The following is a 17,995-nucleotide window of genomic DNA, read 5'->3' on the forward strand; positions in this document are numbered from 1 at the left end:
CGTGGGCCAGCGCGACGGGAGCGACGGCAGATAAGGTGACCGCATGCCGGAGCAGCTCGACCTCACCGCCTCGTCCATCGACATCACCCGTGCCATCTGCGACATCGAATCGGTGTCGGGGAACGAGCAGGCCCTCGCTGACGCGATCGAGGCGGTGCTCGCACCGCTGCCGCACCTCGAGGTGATCCGGGACGGCGACGCGATCGTCGCCCGCACGAACCTCGGCCGCGACCGCCGCGTCGTGATCGCCGGGCACATCGACACCGTGCCGCTCAACGACAACCTGCCGACCGAGTTCCGCACCGCCGAGGACGGCACCGAGATCCTGTGGGGTCGCGGCACCGTCGACATGAAGGCGGGCTGTGCAGTGCAGCTCAAGCTCGCGTACGACCTGGTCGAGCCCTCGGTCGACGTCACGTGGGTCTGGTACGACCACGAAGAGGTCAGCGACCTGCTCAACGGCCTCGGTCGTCTCGCCCGGACCCGTCCGGAACTGCTGGCCGCCGACTTCGCCATCCTGGGGGAGCCGTCCGGCGCGCAGATCGAGGGTGGCTGCAACGGCAACCTCCGCGCCGAGATCCGCACGTTCGGCAAGCGTTCGCACAGCGCCCGCAGCTGGATCGGCGACAACGCGATCCACAAGACGGCACCGATCCTCGCCACGCTGGCCGCCTACGAGCCCCGCACCGTCACGGTCGACGGGCTCGAGTACCGCGAGGGCCTCAACGCCGTCGGGATCAGCGGCGGCATCGCGGGCAACATCATCCCGGACGAGGCGATGGTGCACGTGAACTACCGCTTCGCGCCGTCGCGTTCGGCCGACGAGGCCGTGGCGCACATCCGCGAACTCTTCGACGGCTACGACGTGACCATCGTCGACCTCGCCGCCGGTGCCCGCCCCGGCCTCGACGCCCCGCTCGCGCAGGACTTCGTGTCGGCGGTCGGTGGCCCGGAGCCCCGCCCGAAGTACGGCTGGACCGACGTCGCCCGCTTCTCGGCGCTCGGGGTGCCCGCGGTCAACTACGGACCCGGCGAACCCGTCTTCGCCCACCACGACGACGAGCAGGTCCCGGTCGCGCAGATCACCGCGGTCGAGGCCGGCCTCCGTCGGTGGCTGACGGCCTGACGACGGCCGGGGCCACCCGGCCGACCCCTGCACGCACCCGTTGGCGCGCCCGCTACCGGGTGGTGCCGTGGTGGGTCCGCATCACGGTCGTCTACGTGCTCGCCCGGTTCGTCACCGGACTGATGATGCAGGCCTTCGCGAGCGTGCAGGCGGCGAACTCGTTCACCGTCCAGCACCCGGCGTACCTGTCGTTCGCGTCGATCTGGGACGGTGCCTGGTACCGCGTGATCGCGACCGGCGGCTACCCGTCGACCCTGCCCGTGGACGCGGCAGGGCACGTGACCGAGAACGCGTGGGCGTTCATGCCCGCGTACCCGTTCCTGGTGCGTGGCCTGATGCTGCTCACCGGAGCGTCGTTCGAGTTCGTCGCGGTGGCGGTCTCGCTGCTCGCCGGACTCGGCGCTGCACTCGTGTTCCGTCGCCTGATGGGGCGCTTCCTCGACCCGGCGCGGGCGACCTTCGCCACGGTGCTGTTCTGCGTCGCGCCCGTGTCGGCGATGTTCCAGGTGGCGTACGCCGAGTCGATGGGGCTGTTCCTGCTGCTCGTCGCGCTGCTGCTCATGGTCGACCGGCGGTGGTGGACGATGCTGCCCGTCGTGCTGCTGCTCGGTATGACCCGGCCGACCGGGCTCGCGTTCGCGCTGCTCGTCGTGCTGTTCGTCGGCGCCTGGGCGATCCGGCCAGCGTGGGTGCGGTCGTCGGAGCCGCTCACCCTGCGCCGCCTCGTGCCGCCCGCCGTGGTCGCGGTCGTGTCCGGACTGGTCGGCCTGGCGTGGCCGGCGATCGCCTGGGCCGTCACCGGGGTGCCCAAGGCGTACACCGACACCGAGCTCGCCTGGCGGTCGTCCTACGTCGGGTGGCAGGAGCTCGTGCCGTTCGCGCCGTGGATCCAGGGCTTCGGGTGGTGGTTCCACCAGCCCGCCGGCGGGGTCCTGCTGGCCGTCGTGGTCGTCGGCTTCGTGGCGTTCGTCTGCATGCCCGCAGCCCGGGTGATCGGGATCGAGCTGCGCCTCTGGGGCATCGCCTACGTCGTGTACCTGCTCGCCGTGTTCTTCCCGCAGTCGAGCACCTGGCGGATCCTGGTGCCGATCGCGCCGCTGCTCGGCATCGTGGCGCTGCCGCGGTCCCGCGTGTACCGGGTGGCCGTCGTGGTGGCGTTCGTCGGGCTGCAGTGGGTCTGGCTGTACTACTGCTGGTGGATCGACGGCTACGACTGGACCCCGCCGTGATCGGCACGGCGCTCACGGGCCTGGGCGCGGGCCAGGAGCCGTGCGGCGGGACCGCTCCGCTCGCGCTTCGGCACCGTCGCTGACATCGGCTCCGGGTCACCCGGCCGCCAGTTCGCCGCCGCCACGACCATCGCGTTGACGGTGGCGATGAACGGCACCGCGAAGAACGCGCCGACGACACCCGCGATCGTCGTGCCCGCGGTCACCCCGAGGACGACTCCGAGCGGGTGGACCTTGACGGCCGTGCCGGTCAGGAACGGGTGCAGGACGTGGCTCTCGAGCTGCTGCACGACCACCACGATGCCGAGCATCACGAGCGCCGGCACCCAGCCGTTGAAGACCAGGGCGATGAGCACCGCGACCGCACCGGCGACGATCGCCCCGACGACGGGGACGAACGCGCCGAAGAAGACGATCACGCCGATCGGGATCGCCAGCGGGATCTGCAGGGCGAGCGCGCCGATGGTCACGCCGAGGGCATCGGTGACGGCGACGACCAGCTGGACGCGGATGAAGCTCGTCAGCGTCTTCCAGCCGGCGTGCCCCGCGACGTCGATGCGAGCACGTGCCCGGCGCGGGAAGAGCCGGACGACCCACCCCCAGATGCGCGGGCCGTCGATGAGCACGAACAGCGTCGTGAACACGATGATGAACAGCCCCTCGAGCACGTGCACGGCGCCGGTGCCGGCGGCCTGGAACCCGGACAGGATCGTCGCGGCGTGCGCCTGCAGGTAGTCGAAGCCGTTCGACACCCACGAGTCGACGTCCTTCGCCGTGATCCCGAACGGCTCGCTGTCGAGCAGGGTCCGCAGGGACTGCACGCTGTGGTGGAGCCGGCGTTCGAGCGACGGCAGGTCGGACCGCACCTGCTCGGTGACGAGCAGCGCCAGCCCGCCGAGCGCCAGCACCAGCGCGACGAGGCTCGACAGCACCGCCGTCCACTTCGGCCACCGGTGCCGCTGCAGGAACGACGACATCGGCATGAGCAGTGCGCACACGAGCAGCGCGATGAGGAACGGCACCACGATGTCCTGCAGCAGCACGACCAGCGCCACCAGGACGGCGAGGCCGGCACCGACGACGAGGATGCGCCAGGTGAACGCCGCGCCGATCCGAAGGCCAGCGGGCACTGCGTCGTCGGACCTGCCGGTCGGCTCGGACCGGTCGGGTCGTCCGCTGGGGGACTGACGGCGCATGGAGCGGATGTTCGGCATCCGCCAAGGTTACGAACGGAACCCGCGAAGAACCGCCGATCCGACACCCCCAACCTGGGCGGTTTCGCAGTTGCCCCATCAATACGAGATAATGAGCGGGCATGTACTGCACGAAAGGGGACATCTGATGGCAGCCATGAAGCCGAGGACCGGTGACGGGCCGATGGAGGCTGTTAAGGAGGGTCGACTCATCATCGTGCGGGTTCCGCTCGAAGGAGGAGGCCGCCTGGTCGTCTCGGTCAACGATGCCGAGGCCAAGGAACTCCATGACGCACTCGCTGAGGTCGTCTCGGCCTCGTAGTCGAAAGCACCAGAACGACGGGTCCGGAGCGTGTACGCGCCGGGCCCGTCGTCTGCGTCCGGGGCGCCGCGCCGTCGGCGTGCGCGCCCGTCGCGCTGTCGGTCGCGTCCGACAGGATGGCCTCGTGCCGAGGACCTACATGCCGATCCGCCGCGTCGAGGAGTACCGCGACCCGGACCCGATGCCGCGCGACGTCTGGCCGGCGACGCTGCCCCCGGTGCGGCAGCTGCTCGACGAGGGACTCGACCTCGACCCGGTAACGGTGTTCGTCGGCGACAACGGTGCGGGCAAGTCCACCCTGATCGAGGCCATCGCGCTCCGGTTCGGCATGTCACCCGAGGGCGGCTCCACCCTGGCGAACCACTCGACGCGTCCGTCCGAGTCGTCGCTGTGGCAGCACATCGTCCTCCGCCGTGACTTCGGTGCGCCCCGCGGTGGGTTCTTCCTGCGTGCCGAGACCATGCACGGCTTCTTCACTTACCTCGAGGACAATCCCAACCACTCCCGCCCCGAGCCGGTGTTCCACGAGCGGAGCCATGGCGAGTCGTTCCTCGACTTCGTCATCGACCGCGCGCAGTGGCCGGGGCTCTGGATCCTCGACGAACCGGAGTCGGCGCTGTCCTTCTCCGGGTGTCTGACGCTCATCGCGCTGCTGCGGTCGATCGTCGACAGCGGGGTCGGGCAGGTCGTGCTCTCGACGCACTCACCGGTCCTGGCGGCGTTCCCCGGCGCGACGATCCACGAGGTCGGCGAGTGGGGGTTCCGGCGCACCGAGTGGGAGGACCTCGATCTGGTGCGCAACCAGCGGTCGTTCCTCGAGTCACCGGAGCGGTACCTGCGGCACCTCGAGTGACCGGTGGGGACGGCTGCTACGCGGTGACCTTCGTCAGCTGCAGCAGCCCGTCACCAGCCGGCGAGAGCGCACTGCGCACCGCACCCGACGTCGACACCTCGGTGAGCAGCAGCCGGAAGTCGGTCGTCGCCCGGTCGCGCTTGACCGGGTCGGCGACGCGTCCGCGCCACAGGGCGTGCGGCACCAGGACGGTCCCGCCGAGGCGTGCGAGCCGCAGCCCGTGCTCGACGTACTCGATGACGTGCTCGGGGTCGGCATCGACCAGGACGACGTCGTACGACGCCTCGTTCATCCGGGGGAGCACCTGGTTCGCGCGGCCCGGGATGAGCCGGATCCGAGCGGGGGCGGTGCCGGCGCTGATGTAGGCGTCGCGGGCGAACTGCTGGTGGTCGACCTCGACGTCGATCGTGGTCAGGGTCGCGTCCGGCGCGCCGCCGAGCAGGTACAGCCCGGAGACTCCCAGGCCCGTCCCGATCTCGATGATGCTCGTTGCTCGGGAGGCTGCGGCGATGACGCCGATCTGCGCGCCGATCGCGGGCGAGATCGCCTCGACACCGAGCTCCAGGGAGTGCTCACGAGCGCGGGCGATCGCCTCGGACTCCGAGACGATGTCCTCGGCGAACTTCCAGTTCGACTCTTTCTCTGACACGCACACTCCGTTCGGTTGACAACTCTAGGGGTGCATCGGAGCCGTACGGGTTAGGCTCGCTCACGTGAACATCCCGCTCGACAAGATCCTGATCATCGGGATCATTGCCGTGCTCCTGCTCGGGCCGCAGCGCCTGCCGATGTACGCCCAGAAGTTGGCCGAGTTCGTGAAGGCCGTCCGCCGGTTCGCCGACACCGCGAAGGAGCGGATGCGCGACGAGATGGGCCCCGAGTTCGACGACATCGAGTGGCAGAAGCTCGACCCGCGACAGTACGACCCCCGCCGGATCATCCGCGATGCGCTCCTCGACTCCGGCGGCGCCAGCAGCGCCGCCGCGGTCCAGACCGCGCAGGTGACCGCCTCCAAGGTGCGCGCGACGGCTCCCGTCGTGCCGCTGGCCGCGGGAGAAGCGCCACCGTTCGACGCGGAAGCGACCTGACGCCCGTCACGTGACCACCTGACGGACGGGAGGCCCGGTGCCAGCTGGCACCGGGCCTCCCGTCGTCGGTATGGTGACGACTACTTCAGGTCGACTACTTCAGGTCGGCGAGGAAACGATCTGTCCAGGCGAGTGCCGCTGCGCTCGGGACGGAGCTGCAGGTGGACGACGCCGTCGTCGAGGCGCAGGGCGTGTCGCGGTCGAGCGACCAGTAGTGGATCCCGGCGAGGCCGTTCGCCTTCGCGTAGGCGGACAGGGTGTCGACGTCGGCGACGGTGAAGACCTCGTCGGTGGTGTCGTTGACGCCGATCATCGGGGTGACCTCGATCTTCGACGACGCGATGCCGTACGTGTGCTGCAGGTTCGTGACGGCCTGGATCGAGGACTTGCCCATCTGGCAGGTGGAGCCGGAGAGCACGCAGTTCGCGGTGGTCGCGCGGCCGAAGTCCATCGTCATGAGGTTGATCGTGTAGTTCGTCAGGGTCGACGCCTTGATCGCCTTCACGGTGGCGTCGCCGGTGCTGTTCAGCCCGCCGTACGAGCCGTCGCTGGCGGCCAGGGTCGCGAGCGTGAACGAGAAGCGCATGCCCGGGTACTTCGCCTGGGCGAGGGCTGCGGCGCTCACGAGGTTCTGCACGTCGGCGGCCGACTGACCGCTCTCGATGTCGAAGTCGACGCCGATCATGTGCGGGGTCGCGTACCGGGCGATGAACGACTGCAGTGCGGCGCCCGAGCACTTGAACGAACCGGCGGCTCCACCGGTGCTGACGATGTAGTCCACCCCGGCGGCGTCGAGCTTCGGGATGTTGGCGTTCGCGAAGGCATCCGCCGCGACGCCACCCCAGTTCTCGCTGCCGCACGTGCCGGTCGCGAAGGCGAGGGTGATCGCCTTGAGGCCGGGCTCCCGGGTCGACACCAGGCTGTTGCTCGAGCCGACCACCGGGATCCGCGTCCCGGTGACCGCGGTGTTCATGACGTTCGTGTTCCAGTCGAGGTTCACGGTGATGTCCTTGTACGGGCTGAACACCAGTCCGCTGGCCGTGCCGCCGCTCCCGCCCGTGCCGGGGGTCGTCGTCCCCCCACCGGGAGGAGTGGTGCCGCCGCCCGTGCCGGAGCAGGCGCCGGTCGACGTCCACGGCTGGCCGCTGCCCGTTGCCCCGGCGTGCGTCGCGGGGTCATCGCCCTGCGTCCACCAGTTCGCGGTGTAGTTCGATCCGTTCTCGCTGACGGTGGCACCGCCGGAGTACGCGGTGCCGGCGGTCCACGCGGTCGCGCACGACGGTGTCGCGGCGATGGCCGGTGCTGCGGCGAGGGATCCGCCGGCGATCACTGCGGCGACGGTGGCCACGAGGCCGATCCGTACTCGGGTGTTCTGGTTCACACGGTTCTCCTGTCCTCGGCCGGACGTCGTCGTCCGGCGGGTGGAGCCCAGGCGGTCACATTCCGCAAGGGCATTGTGCAATGCCCTTGCATAATGCTCCGGGGTGGAACGACCTGTCCATGAACGAACGTACAGGCGTGCGCCGAGCGGATGGCAGGCGCCCGTCGTCAATCGCGGGTGGCGACGATCGTGTACGTCAGGGGAACACGGTCGCGGTCAGCGTCGGGCCACGCCCACGAGCCGTCGCCGGTGTCCTCCATGCGGGGAGTGAAGCGCCAGGGCAGGGTGCGCCCCTCGTCCAGGCGGCGGAGTCGGAGTCCGGCGCCGAGCAGCGCGTTCACGATCTCGGACAGCGGGTGCGGCCATTCGAACGTGCGGGTGTTCGCCACGGTGCCGTCGCCGGCGTAGGTGCCGGCGTCGTCCCACTGCTGCGCGGTGCCGTCCGGGAAGTACCGGTACCGGGTGACGAGCTCGTCGGCGGTCTCGTCGAGGCCGTAGAGCGCGGGGTGGCCGTCGCGGATGAAGAACACCCCGCCCGGGCGCAGCAAGCCGGCGACCTGTGCGGCCCAGCGGTCGAGGTCGGGGAGCCAGCAGATCGTGCCGATGCTCGTGTAGACGACGTCGAAGTCGCCGGAGACGGCAGCGCGGGCGTCGAGCACGTCGGTCTCCACCCAGGTGACGTCGAGGCCGAGCCGCGTCGCGAGGCCGGCGGCGGAGGCGAGCGCCGCGGGGGAGAAGTCGACGCCGGTGAGCCGGGCTCCCTCGCGGGCGAGCGAAACGGTGTCGGTGCCGATGTGGCACTGCAGGTGGCAGACGTCGAGGCCGGCGAGCGAGCCGTTCGGCAGCCACGGCGTCAGGGCCGGCAGGTCGTCGCGCACGACGTCCGAGCGGTGCGCCGGGTCGGACAGCTCGTCGACGGCGTAGGCGCCCTCGTGGATCGGCACCCGGTCGTCCCAGTTCGCCCGGTTCGTGTCGCGGGCGCGGTCCCAGTCGACGCTGACGTGATCCATGCTCATGCTGACGAGCCTAGGACAGCGACAGCCCCAGCTTCCGCCCGGCCAGTCCGCGCCCCATCGTCGTGATGCCGTCGGCGATCGCGGCGAGGGCGACTGCCGCGGGGTCCTCCGGCGCGCCGAGCACGACCGGCAGGCCGGTGTCCCCGCCCTCGCGGAGCGGCACGGACAGCGGCACGCTGCCGAGCACCGGCACGGGGGCGTCCTGGCCGCGGGAGAGCCGTGCGGCGGTCTCGGCGCCACCGCCCTCGCCGAACAGGTGCAGGACCGAGCCGTCGGGCTGCACGAGCCCGGCCATGTTCTCGATGACCCCGATCACCCGCTGGCCCGTCTGGCGTGCGACGATCCCGCTGCGCTCGGCGACGTCGGCCGCAGCGGCCTGGGGTGTGGTGACGACCAGGACCTCGGCGTGGGGGAGGAGCTGGCCGACCGAGATCGCGACGTCGCCGGTACCGGGCGGCAGGTCGAGCAGGAGCACGTCCAGGTCGCCGAAGAACACGTCGGTCAGGAACTGGTTCACGGTGCGGTGCAGCATCGGGCCACGCCAGGAGACCGCGGTGGAGGCGTCGTCGACGAACATCCCGATCGACACGACCTTCACGTCGTGGGCGACGGGCGGCAGGATCATGCTGTCCACCCGGGTCGGCCGCGGCGCGACGCCGTGCTCGTCGGTCAGTCCCATCAGCCCGGGGATGCTGAAGCCGTGCACGTCGACGTCGACGATCCCGACCCGCAGGCCCCGGCGGGCGAGCGCGACGGCGAGGTTGGCGGTGACCGTCGACTTGCCGACACCACCCTTGCCGCTCGTGACGGCGATCACCCGGGTGAGCGAGTCCGCCGTGAACTGGATGCCGTTCGGCCGGCCGGCCCGCAGGCGTTCGGTCAGCGCGGCACGCGTCGCGGGGGCCATCACCGACACGTCGACGTCGACCGACGACACCCCGTCCACGGAACCGGCGGCGACGCGCACGTCGCGCTCGATGGTGTCGGCGGCGGGGCACCCCACGATCGTGAGCTGCAGGTCGACGCGCACAGCGCCTCCTGGCTGCACGTCGACCCCACGGATCATGTCGAGCTCCGTGACGGGCCGACGGATCTCGGGGTCGATCACGCGGCCGAGCGCAGCGAGGACCGCCGTGCCCAGCTGCTCGTCGGCGGGAGCCGCGTCAGCCACGGGTGGAGCTGCCGGGCTCGTTCGCGTAGCCGGCGTCGTCGGCGTCGCGCCGGTCGAGTTCCTCGAGCAGCGACCGCAACTCGGCACGGATGAAGTCCTTCGACGCCATGTCGCGCATCGCCAGCCGGAGCGCGACGACCTCGCGCGCCAGGTACTCGGTGTCCGCCAGGTTGCGCTCCGCACGCTGCCGGTCCTGCTCGAACTGCACGCGGTCGCGGTCGTCCTGCCGGTTCTGCGCGAGCAGGATGAGCGGGGCGGCGTACGAGGCCTGCAGCGACAGCACCAGGGTCAGTGCGGTGAAGCCGATCGCGGCGGAGTCGAACTGCCACGGCTTCGGCGCGAGGGTGTTGTAACCCATCCAGACCACACAGAACAGGGTGAGGCCGATGAGGAACCACGGCGTGCCCATGCCCCGTGCGATGCCCTCGGTCGCGCGACCGAACGTGTCACCGCGTCCGCCACGACGGCGGGTCGGGAGCACGCGCGTGCGCATGCCCTTGGGGGAGTCGAGGCGGACGTCGGAGCGCTCGCGATCACGACGGTTCTCATCCGTTCGGGCCACGGGTGGTCCTCCTTCCCGTCGTCACGGGTGTCTTGCGCGGGCGTTGGCGTGGAAGCGGTGAGGGTTCCCCCTCGCCCTGACTTCGCCAGTCGTCCGGCAGGACGTGGTCGAGGACATCGTCGATCGTCACCACCCCGACGAGGCGGTGGGCGTCGTCGACCACGGGGACGGACAGCAGGTTGTAGGTCGCCATCACGCGGGTGACCTCGGCGGCGCTCGCGTCGACCCGGACCGGCTCGGTCTGCTGGTCGATGAGCGTGCCGAGCCGTTCGTTCGGCGGGTAGCGGAGCATGCGCTGGAAGTGCACCAGCCCGAGGAACCGACCGGTCGGCGGCTCGTACGGCGGCAGCGTGACACACACCGCGGCACCGAGCACCGGGGCGAGGTCGTGTCGGCGGACGAGTGCGAGCCCCTCGGCGACGGTCGCGTCGGCGGAGACGATGACGGGCTCGGTGGTCATCAGACCACCGGCGGTGTCCGGCTCGTACTCCAGGAGCATGCGGACGTCCTGCGCCTCCTCCGGCTCCATGAGCTGCAGGAGCGCCTCGCTCCGTTCGTCGGAGAACTGCGCGAGCACGTCGGCGGCGTCGTCCGGCTGCATCTGGTCGAGGACGTCGGCCGCGCGGGAGTCCTCGAGCCGCGACAGGATCTCGACGCGCTCCTGGTCGGGCATCTCCTCGAGCACGTCGGCCAGTCGGTCGTCGGGGAGCTCCTCGGCGACCTCGAACCGGCGTTCCTCCGGCAGGTCGAGCAGCGTGCTCGCCAGGTCGGCGGGCACCAGGTCGGAGTACGCCGCGATGACGTGCTCGGCGGACTGGGCCTCGCCGGGGAGTTCGTCCTCGGTGACCTCGTTCCACGTCGCGAACGTCGTCGGGCCCTTGCCGAACGGCGACGGGGTGGTCTTCGGCTTGCGGAGGAAGAGCTGCGCGACCTCCCAGTCGCCCTGCCCGCGGTCCTCGATCGCGACGTCCTCGATGGTGGCGCGGATGCGCTGGTTCTTGATGAGCACCTTGCGACCGAGCATCTCGGCGATCACCCGGACCTCGCCGCCGCGCTGCTCGAAGCGGCGCATGTTGACGAGCCCGGTGGTGATGACCTGGCCGGCACCGATCGAGGTGATGCGGCCGACGCTGACGAAGATGCGGCGCTTGCCCGGCACCTCGACGATCAACCCCACGACGTGCGGGGGATCGGCCCGGCGGTAGACCACCAGGACGTCCCGGACCTTGCCCACGCGGTCGCCCGCGGGGTCGAAGACGGAGCACCCGGCGAGGCGGGCGACGAAGACCTTCGTGGCGCTCACCCGACCCAGCGTAGTCGGTTGCGTGCTGGCGCTTCCCCGGCGGTGCACGTGCGATTGCAAGGTGCGCGGTGAATGATGGCTGTGTGAGCAATCAGAGTCCCTTCGCCGGCAGGACCGCCCAGGCCTTCCCGACGCTGCCCAAGGGCGACGTCCTCGGCACGTACGACAGCTACCCCGATGCGCAGCGCGTCGTGGCGAAGCTCGCCGACGCCGACTTCCCGGTCAACCAGCTCTCGATCGTGGGCAACGACCTGAAGACCGTCGAGCGCGTCACCGGCAAGATGACCTACGGCCGTGCGGCGATCGCCGGAGCCCTGTCCGGTCTCTGGCTCGGCATCTTCTTCGGCATCGTGCTCACCCTGTTCTCGCCGAGCTCCGGTGGCCTGATCCTCGCCGCCGCGATCATCGGCGCCGCGTTCGGCATGCTCTACGGCATCGTCTCGTTCGCGATCACCAAGCGACAGCGCGACTTCACGAGCGTCCACCAGGTGCTCGCCACGAACTACCAGATCGTCGTCAACCCGCAGCTGACCGGTCAGGCGCAGCGGATCCTGGGTGAGCACGGTGCGACGCCGTCCACGCACTGGAACGAGCAGCCCCAGCAGGGCGCTCCCGGCGCACCGGTGCAGGGACAGCAGCCGTGGCGTCCCGCCCCGCCGCAGCAGCAGTCGCCGTACGGCGGACACGCCACACCCCACCAGCAGCCAGGAGGCCCGCAGCAGCCCGGCACGTCGGCCCCCGGTGGGCAGACGGATGCGCCCACGGCGCCGGGTGCGTCGAGCGCGCCGCGGTACGGCACGAACGACGGGCCCCGGTACGGCGAGAACGCCGACCCGTCCGCTGCCGCCCCCGCCGACCGACCCACCTCGGGTGGGCTGGCGATCCCCGAGCGTCGTCCGCAGGACCCGCCGCAGTACGGCGAGCGGGTGCCCGGTGCGACGCCGCCGGCACCGTCGTCTTCATCGACCCCGTCGTCGCCGTCGTCCCCGAAGGGCGACGAGCGCGCCTGACGCCTGCGTGCTCGGGGCCGGTGTGTTCGGGTTACAGCACCTTCGAGTAGCAGATCGACAGCGGGGCGCCGATGTAGGGGCCGAAGTTGGCGATCCGCGTGAAGCCCTCGCGCTCGTAGAACCCGACGGCGCGCTTCTGCTCGTTCCCCGTCTCGAGCACGAGCGCCGGTGACCCGAGGTCCAGCGCGGCCTCTTCGAGACGACGCAGCAGCGCGGCCGCCACACCCGAGCCGCGGGACTCCGGCCGGACGTACATGCGCTTGATCTCGGTGATGCCGTCGTCGACGACCCGCAGTCCGCCGCACGCCAGCGGAGTGCCGGCCTCGTCGCGCGCCAGGAAGAACACCGCGATGGAGTCTGCCGTCGGCTTCTCGCCGGGTTCGGTGTCGCCGCCGTAGGCACGGTCGATCTCCAGGCGCTGCGCGGCTCGGAGTCGCTGCGCGTCGGGGGAGTCGAAGTGCTCGACCTCGATCGAGAACTGCGGCGTGCGGGTGTCGCTGGAGGCGTCGGGCGTCGTCACCCGCTCAGGCTAGCGGCCGGAGCGGGCGATCCACCCCTCCACTTCCGAGGGGGTCCGGGGGATGCCGATCGACAGGTTCTCGGCCCCGTCCTCGGTGACCAGGATGTCGTCCTCGATCCGGACGCCGATGCCGCGGAACTCCTCGGGCACCGTCAGGTCGTCCTGCTGGAAGTACAGACCGGGCTCGATCGTGAACACCATGCCGGGCTGCACGACGCCGTCGATGTACATCTCGCGACGGGCCTTCGCGCAGTCGTGCACGTCGAGGCCGAGGTGGTGGCTCGTGCCGTGCACCATGTAGCGGCGGTGGAACTGGTTGTCCGGCTCGAGCGACTCTTCCGCCGAGACGGGCAGGAAGCCCCACTCGGCGGTCTTGCGGGCGATGACCTCCATCGCGGTGGCGTGCACCTGGCGGAACGTGATGCCCGGCTTGACGATGGCGAACGCGGCGTCGGCCGCCTCGAGCACGGCGTCGTAGACCATGCGCTGCACGGGCGAGAACGTGCCGCTGACCGGCAGCGTGCGGGTGATGTCGGCCGTGTAGAACGAGTCGACCTCGACCCCGGCGTCGATGAGGATCAGGTCACCCGGCTGCACGGCGCCGTCGTTCCGGGTCCAGTGCAGGATGCAGGCGTGGTGGCCCGAGGCGGCGATCGTGTCGTAGCCGACCGTGTTGCCGTCGGCACGAGCCCGACGGTTGAAGGTGCCCTCGACGATGCGCTCGCCCCGCTGGTGTGCCAGGACGGCGTCGAAGTCGGCGATCACGTCGTCGAAGCCGTGCTTCGTTGCGTCGACGGCCTTGCGGAGCTCGCCCACCTCGTACGCGTCCTTCACCAGGCGCTGCTCGGACAGGTCGCGGGCGAGGACGTCGTCGGTCGCCGGTGCGTCGTCGGTCTCCGGCGCGCCGCCGACGGCGCCGCCGAGTCGTGCGTCGAGGGTGCGGGTCAGGTCGTCGTCGGCCTCGCGCACGAGCAGCGCCGAGGCGTCGAGCCCGTCGGCGACGTCCGAGAAGGCACCGAGGTCGGCCGTGGCCAGCCCGAGGTCGGCGGCGACGGCGTCGAGCGAGGGACGCGGGCCGACCCAGAACTCGCCGATCTCGGGGTTCGCGTAGAACTCTTCCGAATCACGACCGGCCGTGGCGCGGAAGTAGAGCGTGGCGTCGTGCCCGGAGCCGTTCGGCGTCATCACGAGGACGGAACCGACGACGGTGTCGGTGCCCCACCCGGTCAGGTGCGCGAACGTGGAGTGCGGGCGGAACGGGTAGTCGCAGTCGTTCGAGCGGACCTTGGCCTGCCCGGCGGGGACGACGATCGTGCGGCCCGGGTGCAGCTCGGAGATGCGGGCCCGACGCTCGGCAGCGAAGGCGGCCTGCTCGCGGGGCTCGGGGATCGTCTGCTCGCGGTCGGCCCACTGCGACCCGATGAAGTCCTTGAAGGTCGAGGACCCGGGGGTCGTGGATCGGTTGCTCGTCGCGCGGGGAGTCATGTCGGCCATGCCCCCATCATCGCACCGCGCTGCACCGGCGTCCTGTGCGGCCCCTCACCTATGGATAGCATTGTCGACGTGCCCGACCCGTTCATCGACCTGCACGCGCACTCGAGTGTCTCCGACGGCACCGAGCGACCCGCGGAGCTCGTCCGAGCGGCCGCGGCCGCCGGTCTGGACGCCGTCGCGCTGACCGACCACGACACGACCGCCGGCTGGGCCGACGCGTCCGGGTCCGCCCGCGAGCTGCCGCTGACGCTCCTGCCGGGTCTCGAGCTCAGCACGCGCATCGGTTTCCGGAGCGTGCACGTCCTCGGCTACCTGGTCGATCCACACGACCCGGGCCTGGTCGAGGAGACGGACCGCATCCGCTCCGGCCGCCTCTCCCGCGCGCACCGCATGGTCGACCGCATCGGCGAGGACCACCCGATCACCTGGGCCGACGTCCTGGCCCAGGCGAGCCCCGGGGCCACCATCGGCCGCCCGCACATCGCCGACGCGCTCGTCGCGCGGGGCCTCGAGTCCGACCGGAGCGCGGCGTTCCGCGGCATCCTGCACCCGGCGTCCGGCTACTACGAACCGCACGAGGCACCGTCGCCCCTGCGCGGCGTCGAACTCATCCGACAGGCGGGCGGTGTGCCGGTCATCGCGCACCCGGCAGCCTCGTCGCGGGGGATCGTCATCGACGAGCCGATGCTCCGCGACCTCGTCGACGCCGGGCTCGGCGGGCTCGAGGTCGACCACCGCGAGAACCTGGCGCACGGCAAGCGCACCCTGCTCGACTGGGCGTCGCGCTACGGCCTGTTCGTCACCGGTTCGAGCGACTACCACGGCACGGGCAAGCCGAACCGGCTCGGCGAGCACCGGACGGCGCGGGTCGCGTTCGACGCCATCCTGTCCGAGGCCACCGGCAGCGCCCCCGTGGTCGGCCCCGGCTCGCGCCTGTCCTGACCCGAGGCTCGTCCCCACCGAAGCGACAGATCTCGCTCGGCGCGGCCTGACCCCTTCGCGAAAGCGACAGATTCCCGCCGACGGTTCGCGGCAATCTGTCGCTTTCGCGGGGGCAGTCGGCAGGTGAGGACGACGAAGGGCCCGTCGCGTCAGCGACGGACCCTTCGGTCTGGAGGCGCTACTCGCCGTCCGACGAACCCTGCGGTGCCGAGGCGGTCGCCGAGGCATCGCCGGTGCCGGCTCCGCGACGGCGGCGACGGCGGCGACGCTTCGCGGCGCCGTCGGTGGTCCCGCCCTCGGTGGCCGACGTGTCGTCGGTGGGCGCGGAGGTCGGAGCCGCGGACTCGGTGGCGGGAGCCTGCGAGGCGGGCTGCTCCGAGCCTCCTGACCGGGTGCGACTGCGCGACCGCGAACGCGACGCGTCACGCGGACCGGAGGCCGGACGGTCGCTGCTGCGCTTCTCGGCGGGGGCTCCGGCCGACGCGGCGTGCGACGAGGCACCGGGCAGACGGCCCTTGGTGCCCTTCGGGATGTCGAGTTCCTCGAACAGGTGCGGCGACGACGAGTAGGTCTCGACGGGCTCGGGGATACCGAACTCGAGGGCCTTGTCGATCAGCGTCCACTTGTGCAGGTCGTCCCAGTCGACGAACGTGACCGCGATGCCGGTCTTGCCGGCACGGCCGGTACGACCGGCGCGGTGCAGGTAGGTGTCCGGGTCGTCCGGGATCGTGTGGTTGATGACGTGCGTGACGTCGTCCACGTCGATGCCCCGGGCGGCGACGTCGGTGGCGATGAGCACGTCGCGCTTGCCGGCCTTGAAGGCGGCCATCGCGCGCTCGCGCTGCTCCTGGTTGAGGTCACCGTGCACCGCTGCGGCGTTGAACCCGCGGTCCTTGAGCTCCTCGACCAGCTTCGCCGCCGCACGCTTGGTGCGGGTGAAGATCACGGTCTTGCCGCGGCCCTCGGCCTGGAGGATGCGGGCGATGACCTCGTCCTTGTCCAGGGAGTGCGCGCGGTAGATGAGGTGCTTGATGTTGGCCTGCATGAGGCCTTCGTCCGGGTCGGTCGCCCGGATGTGCACCGGACGGCTCATGAACCGGCGGGCGAGGGCGACGATCGGCGCGGGCATCGTGGCCGAGAACAGCATCGTGTGCCGCACCTCGGGGACGGCCTGGAAGATGCGCTCGATGTCCGACAGGAAGCCCAGGTCGAGCATGCGGTCGGCCTCGTCGAGGACGACTTCCTGCACGTGGGACAGGTCGAGAAGTCGCTGGCGCTGCAGGTCGATGAGGCGCCCGGGCGTGCCGACGACGATCTGGGCGCCGGCCTTGAGCTGCTCGATCTGGCCCTCGTACGCCTTGCCGCCGTAGATCGCCGCGACGGTGGTCGGGCGGTTCGAGGTGGCGACCTCGAGGTCCTCGGTCACCTGGACCGCGAGTTCGCGGGTCGGGACGACGACGAGGGCCTTGACGCCGGGCGCCGGGTCGGCGCCGAGGCGCTGGATGAGGGGGAGGCCGAACCCGAAGGTCTTGCCGGTACCGGTCTTGGCCTGGCCGATGATGTCCTGGCCGGTGAGGGCGAGCGGGATCGTCTGCTGCTGGATCGGGAAGGGCTCGAGGATGCCCTTGCCCGCGAGCGCGTCGACGATGTCCTGCTCGATGGAGAGGTCTGCGAAAGTCAAAGAATCACCTTAGTTCTGGTGGAAGTCCGGGCCAGTCTACCGATGGGCGGGTGGAGCGGGGCGCGAGGCGGTTCCCGCTATGCTCTCCGGGTGGTGTCGTGGTGGAACCGGAAGCGCGCGGCGCAGCTCGCAGCAGCGTGGCTCGCGTCGCGGAACCCGCGCAACGCAAGCCAGGTCAAGCGTCTGGCGCTCGACGACGTCACCCCCGAGCTCGACGTCTACCTGGGGCAGGCCGCGTACCTGCAGCTCTCCGTCTACGAGACGATGGGTCGTGCCGGTGCCTCGGCGCCGACGCTGTCCGGTCGCCTGGTGACGGGTGTGCTCGCGACGACGGCGCTCGACCGGCACCGCACGATCGTCGCCGAGATCGAACGCAACGGGTCGGACCCGGCGGAACTGATGGCGCCGCACCGCGAGGCGATCGACCGGTTCCTCGAGCGCACGAGTGGTGCCGACTGGTACGAGTCGATGCTGACCGGCTACGTCACGGCCGGCATCCTGAACGACCTGTTCGGCAACCTGCTGCGGTCGCTGCCGAACGACGTGCGGCAGCGGTTGCGCTCCGTGTTCGACGCGCGTGAGGAACCCGCGGTCGTCGAGGAACTGACCGCCCGCATCGAGGACGACCCCGAGGTCGGTTCGCGCCTGGCGATGTGGGGCCGGCGTCTGGTCGGCGACACCCTGCTCGTGGCGCGGTCGGCACTGGCGTCGCACGCGCGCGAGGACCAGGAGCGGCTCGAGCCGGTCTGGACCGAACTGATCGCGGCGCACACCCGTCGGATGGACGCGCTCGGCCTGACGGCCTAGGCCCCGCGGGCCTTGAGTCGTTCGTAGTACTCGACGTCGCTCTTGTCGCGGCGCGTCCCGAGCAGCCACTCGACGACGAGGGCGACGACGCCCGCACCGACCAGGGCCACGACCCAGATCCAGGTGGCGTCGTACCGCCACCCGGCCCAGGTCAGCGCTTCCCACAGCACGGCAGCGGCGATGCCGCCCACGGCGGGCCCGATCAGGACGCCACGACTGGCGCGCCACGGCAGGACCACGTGCGCGATCCCGCCGATGATCAGGCCGCCGAGGACGGCGAAGAGCAGTTCCACGTCG

General features: G+C 71.0%; 19 protein-coding genes. 8 read left to right on the forward strand and 11 right to left on the reverse strand.

Annotated features, from left to right (window positions below; translation table 11 throughout):
• Positions 1–43 precede the first annotated feature (43 nt).
• Positions 44–1,126, forward strand: coding sequence for a succinyl-diaminopimelate desuccinylase (gene dapE, locus EDF33_RS06785; RefSeq protein ID WP_123294103.1), 1,083 nt, complete (start codon positions 44–46; stop codon positions 1,124–1,126).
• Positions 1,111–2,355: a hypothetical protein gene (locus EDF33_RS06790; protein ID WP_132099586.1), complete on the forward strand. Its 1,245-nt coding sequence runs from the start codon at positions 1,111–1,113 to the stop codon at positions 2,353–2,355. The genes dapE and EDF33_RS06790 overlap by 16 nt, the downstream gene beginning before the upstream one ends.
• Here the strand turns inward: EDF33_RS06790 and EDF33_RS06795 are convergent.
• On the reverse strand, positions 2,334–3,569 hold the full coding sequence (locus EDF33_RS06795; RefSeq protein ID WP_243692372.1) for an AI-2E family transporter: 1,236 nt from the start codon (positions 3,567–3,569) through the stop codon (positions 2,334–2,336). The genes EDF33_RS06790 and EDF33_RS06795 overlap by 22 nt on opposite strands.
• Before the next feature lie 127 nt (positions 3,570–3,696).
• Here EDF33_RS06795 and EDF33_RS06800 point away from each other — a divergent pair, with 127 nt between their 5' ends.
• Together EDF33_RS06800 and EDF33_RS06805 are read left to right on the forward strand one after the other, a co-directional pair.
• A complete protein-coding gene (locus tag EDF33_RS06800) occupies positions 3,697–3,870 on the forward strand; it encodes a DUF3117 domain-containing protein (protein ID WP_123673120.1) in 174 nt (57 codons plus the stop codon).
• A 124-nt stretch (positions 3,871–3,994) separates the two neighbouring features.
• Positions 3,995–4,723, forward strand: coding sequence for an AAA family ATPase (locus tag EDF33_RS06805; RefSeq protein ID WP_132099587.1), 729 nt, complete (start codon positions 3,995–3,997; stop codon positions 4,721–4,723).
• Positions 4,724–4,739: 16 nt separating this feature from the next.
• On the opposite strand, the gene EDF33_RS06810 is transcribed toward EDF33_RS06805, so the two are convergent.
• The gene (locus tag EDF33_RS06810; protein WP_123294100.1) at positions 4,740–5,372 is read right to left on the reverse strand and encodes a class I SAM-dependent methyltransferase; all 633 of its coding nucleotides are present in this window, start codon (positions 5,370–5,372) and stop codon (positions 4,740–4,742) included.
• Between the two features lie 64 nt (positions 5,373–5,436).
• On the opposite strand from EDF33_RS06810, the gene EDF33_RS06815 reads away from it, so the two are divergent.
• Positions 5,437–5,811 (forward strand): twin-arginine translocase TatA/TatE family subunit, encoded by a 375-nt coding sequence (locus tag EDF33_RS06815; RefSeq protein ID WP_123340711.1) that lies wholly within the window; start codon positions 5,437–5,439, stop codon positions 5,809–5,811.
• A 94-nt stretch (positions 5,812–5,905) separates the two neighbouring features.
• Here EDF33_RS06815 and EDF33_RS20100 read toward each other — a convergent pair whose 3' ends face one another.
• The 5 genes from EDF33_RS20100 to EDF33_RS06840 all read right to left on the reverse strand — a co-directional run bounded on the left by EDF33_RS20100 (position 5,906) and on the right by EDF33_RS06840 (position 11,244).
• Positions 5,906–7,192 (reverse strand): carbohydrate-binding protein, encoded by a 1,287-nt coding sequence (locus EDF33_RS20100; protein ID WP_207906638.1) that lies wholly within the window; start codon positions 7,190–7,192, stop codon positions 5,906–5,908.
• Between the two features lie 167 nt (positions 7,193–7,359).
• Complete coding sequence (locus EDF33_RS06825) at positions 7,360–8,208, reverse strand: methyltransferase (protein ID WP_132099589.1); 849 nt, start codon at positions 8,206–8,208, stop codon at positions 7,360–7,362.
• A 10-nt stretch (positions 8,209–8,218) separates the two neighbouring features.
• Positions 8,219–9,379, reverse strand: a complete 1,161-nt coding sequence (locus EDF33_RS06830; protein WP_123294097.1) for an Mrp/NBP35 family ATP-binding protein — start codon at positions 9,377–9,379, stop codon at positions 8,219–8,221.
• Positions 9,372–9,872, reverse strand: coding sequence for a DUF1003 domain-containing protein (locus EDF33_RS06835; RefSeq protein WP_111085044.1), 501 nt, complete (start codon positions 9,870–9,872; stop codon positions 9,372–9,374). Before EDF33_RS06835 ends, EDF33_RS06830 begins: the two co-directional genes overlap by 8 nt.
• A gap of 52 nt (positions 9,873–9,924) precedes the next feature.
• A complete protein-coding gene (locus tag EDF33_RS06840) occupies positions 9,925–11,244 on the reverse strand; it encodes a CBS domain-containing protein (RefSeq protein WP_111084991.1) in 1,320 nt (439 codons plus the stop codon).
• Between the two features lie 83 nt (positions 11,245–11,327).
• On the opposite strand from EDF33_RS06840, the gene EDF33_RS06845 reads away from it, so the two are divergent.
• Positions 11,328–12,254 carry a general stress protein gene (locus tag EDF33_RS06845; RefSeq protein ID WP_132099590.1) on the forward strand — a complete coding sequence of 309 codons (927 nt, stop codon included), beginning with the start codon at positions 11,328–11,330 and terminating at the stop codon, positions 12,252–12,254.
• A 31-nt stretch (positions 12,255–12,285) separates the two neighbouring features.
• Here EDF33_RS06845 and EDF33_RS06850 read toward each other — a convergent pair whose 3' ends face one another.
• Together EDF33_RS06850 and EDF33_RS06855 are read right to left on the reverse strand one after the other, a co-directional pair.
• Positions 12,286–12,774 (reverse strand): GNAT family N-acetyltransferase, encoded by a 489-nt coding sequence (locus EDF33_RS06850; RefSeq protein WP_132099591.1) that lies wholly within the window; start codon positions 12,772–12,774, stop codon positions 12,286–12,288.
• Between the two features lie 9 nt (positions 12,775–12,783).
• A complete protein-coding gene (locus EDF33_RS06855) occupies positions 12,784–14,268 on the reverse strand; it encodes an aminopeptidase P family protein (RefSeq protein ID WP_132099592.1) in 1,485 nt (494 codons plus the stop codon).
• A gap of 51 nt (positions 14,269–14,319) precedes the next feature.
• On the opposite strand from EDF33_RS06855, the gene EDF33_RS06860 reads away from it, so the two are divergent.
• On the forward strand, positions 14,320–15,210 hold the full coding sequence (locus EDF33_RS06860) for a PHP domain-containing protein (protein ID WP_132099593.1): 891 nt from the start codon (positions 14,320–14,322) through the stop codon (positions 15,208–15,210).
• 178 nt (positions 15,211–15,388) lie between these two features.
• Here the strand turns inward: EDF33_RS06860 and EDF33_RS06865 are convergent, their stop codons facing one another.
• A complete protein-coding gene (locus tag EDF33_RS06865; RefSeq protein WP_132099594.1) occupies positions 15,389–16,891 on the reverse strand; it encodes a DEAD/DEAH box helicase in 1,503 nt (500 codons plus the stop codon).
• Between the two features lie 90 nt (positions 16,892–16,981).
• On the opposite strand from EDF33_RS06865, the gene EDF33_RS06870 reads away from it, so the two are divergent.
• Positions 16,982–17,698, forward strand: a complete 717-nt coding sequence (locus EDF33_RS06870; protein WP_235035842.1) for a ferritin-like fold-containing protein — start codon at positions 16,982–16,984, stop codon at positions 17,696–17,698.
• Here the strand turns inward: EDF33_RS06870 and EDF33_RS06875 are convergent.
• Entirely contained in the window at positions 17,695–17,991 is a 297-nt protein-coding gene (locus EDF33_RS06875; RefSeq protein ID WP_123294090.1) for a hypothetical protein, read from the reverse strand. The genes EDF33_RS06870 and EDF33_RS06875 overlap by 4 nt on opposite strands.
• Between the last annotated feature and the right edge of the window lie 4 nt (positions 17,992–17,995).

The sequence above is a fragment of the Curtobacterium sp. PhB146 genome (genome assembly GCF_004342995.1).
Classification (GTDB): domain Bacteria; phylum Actinomycetota; class Actinomycetes; order Actinomycetales; family Microbacteriaceae; genus Curtobacterium.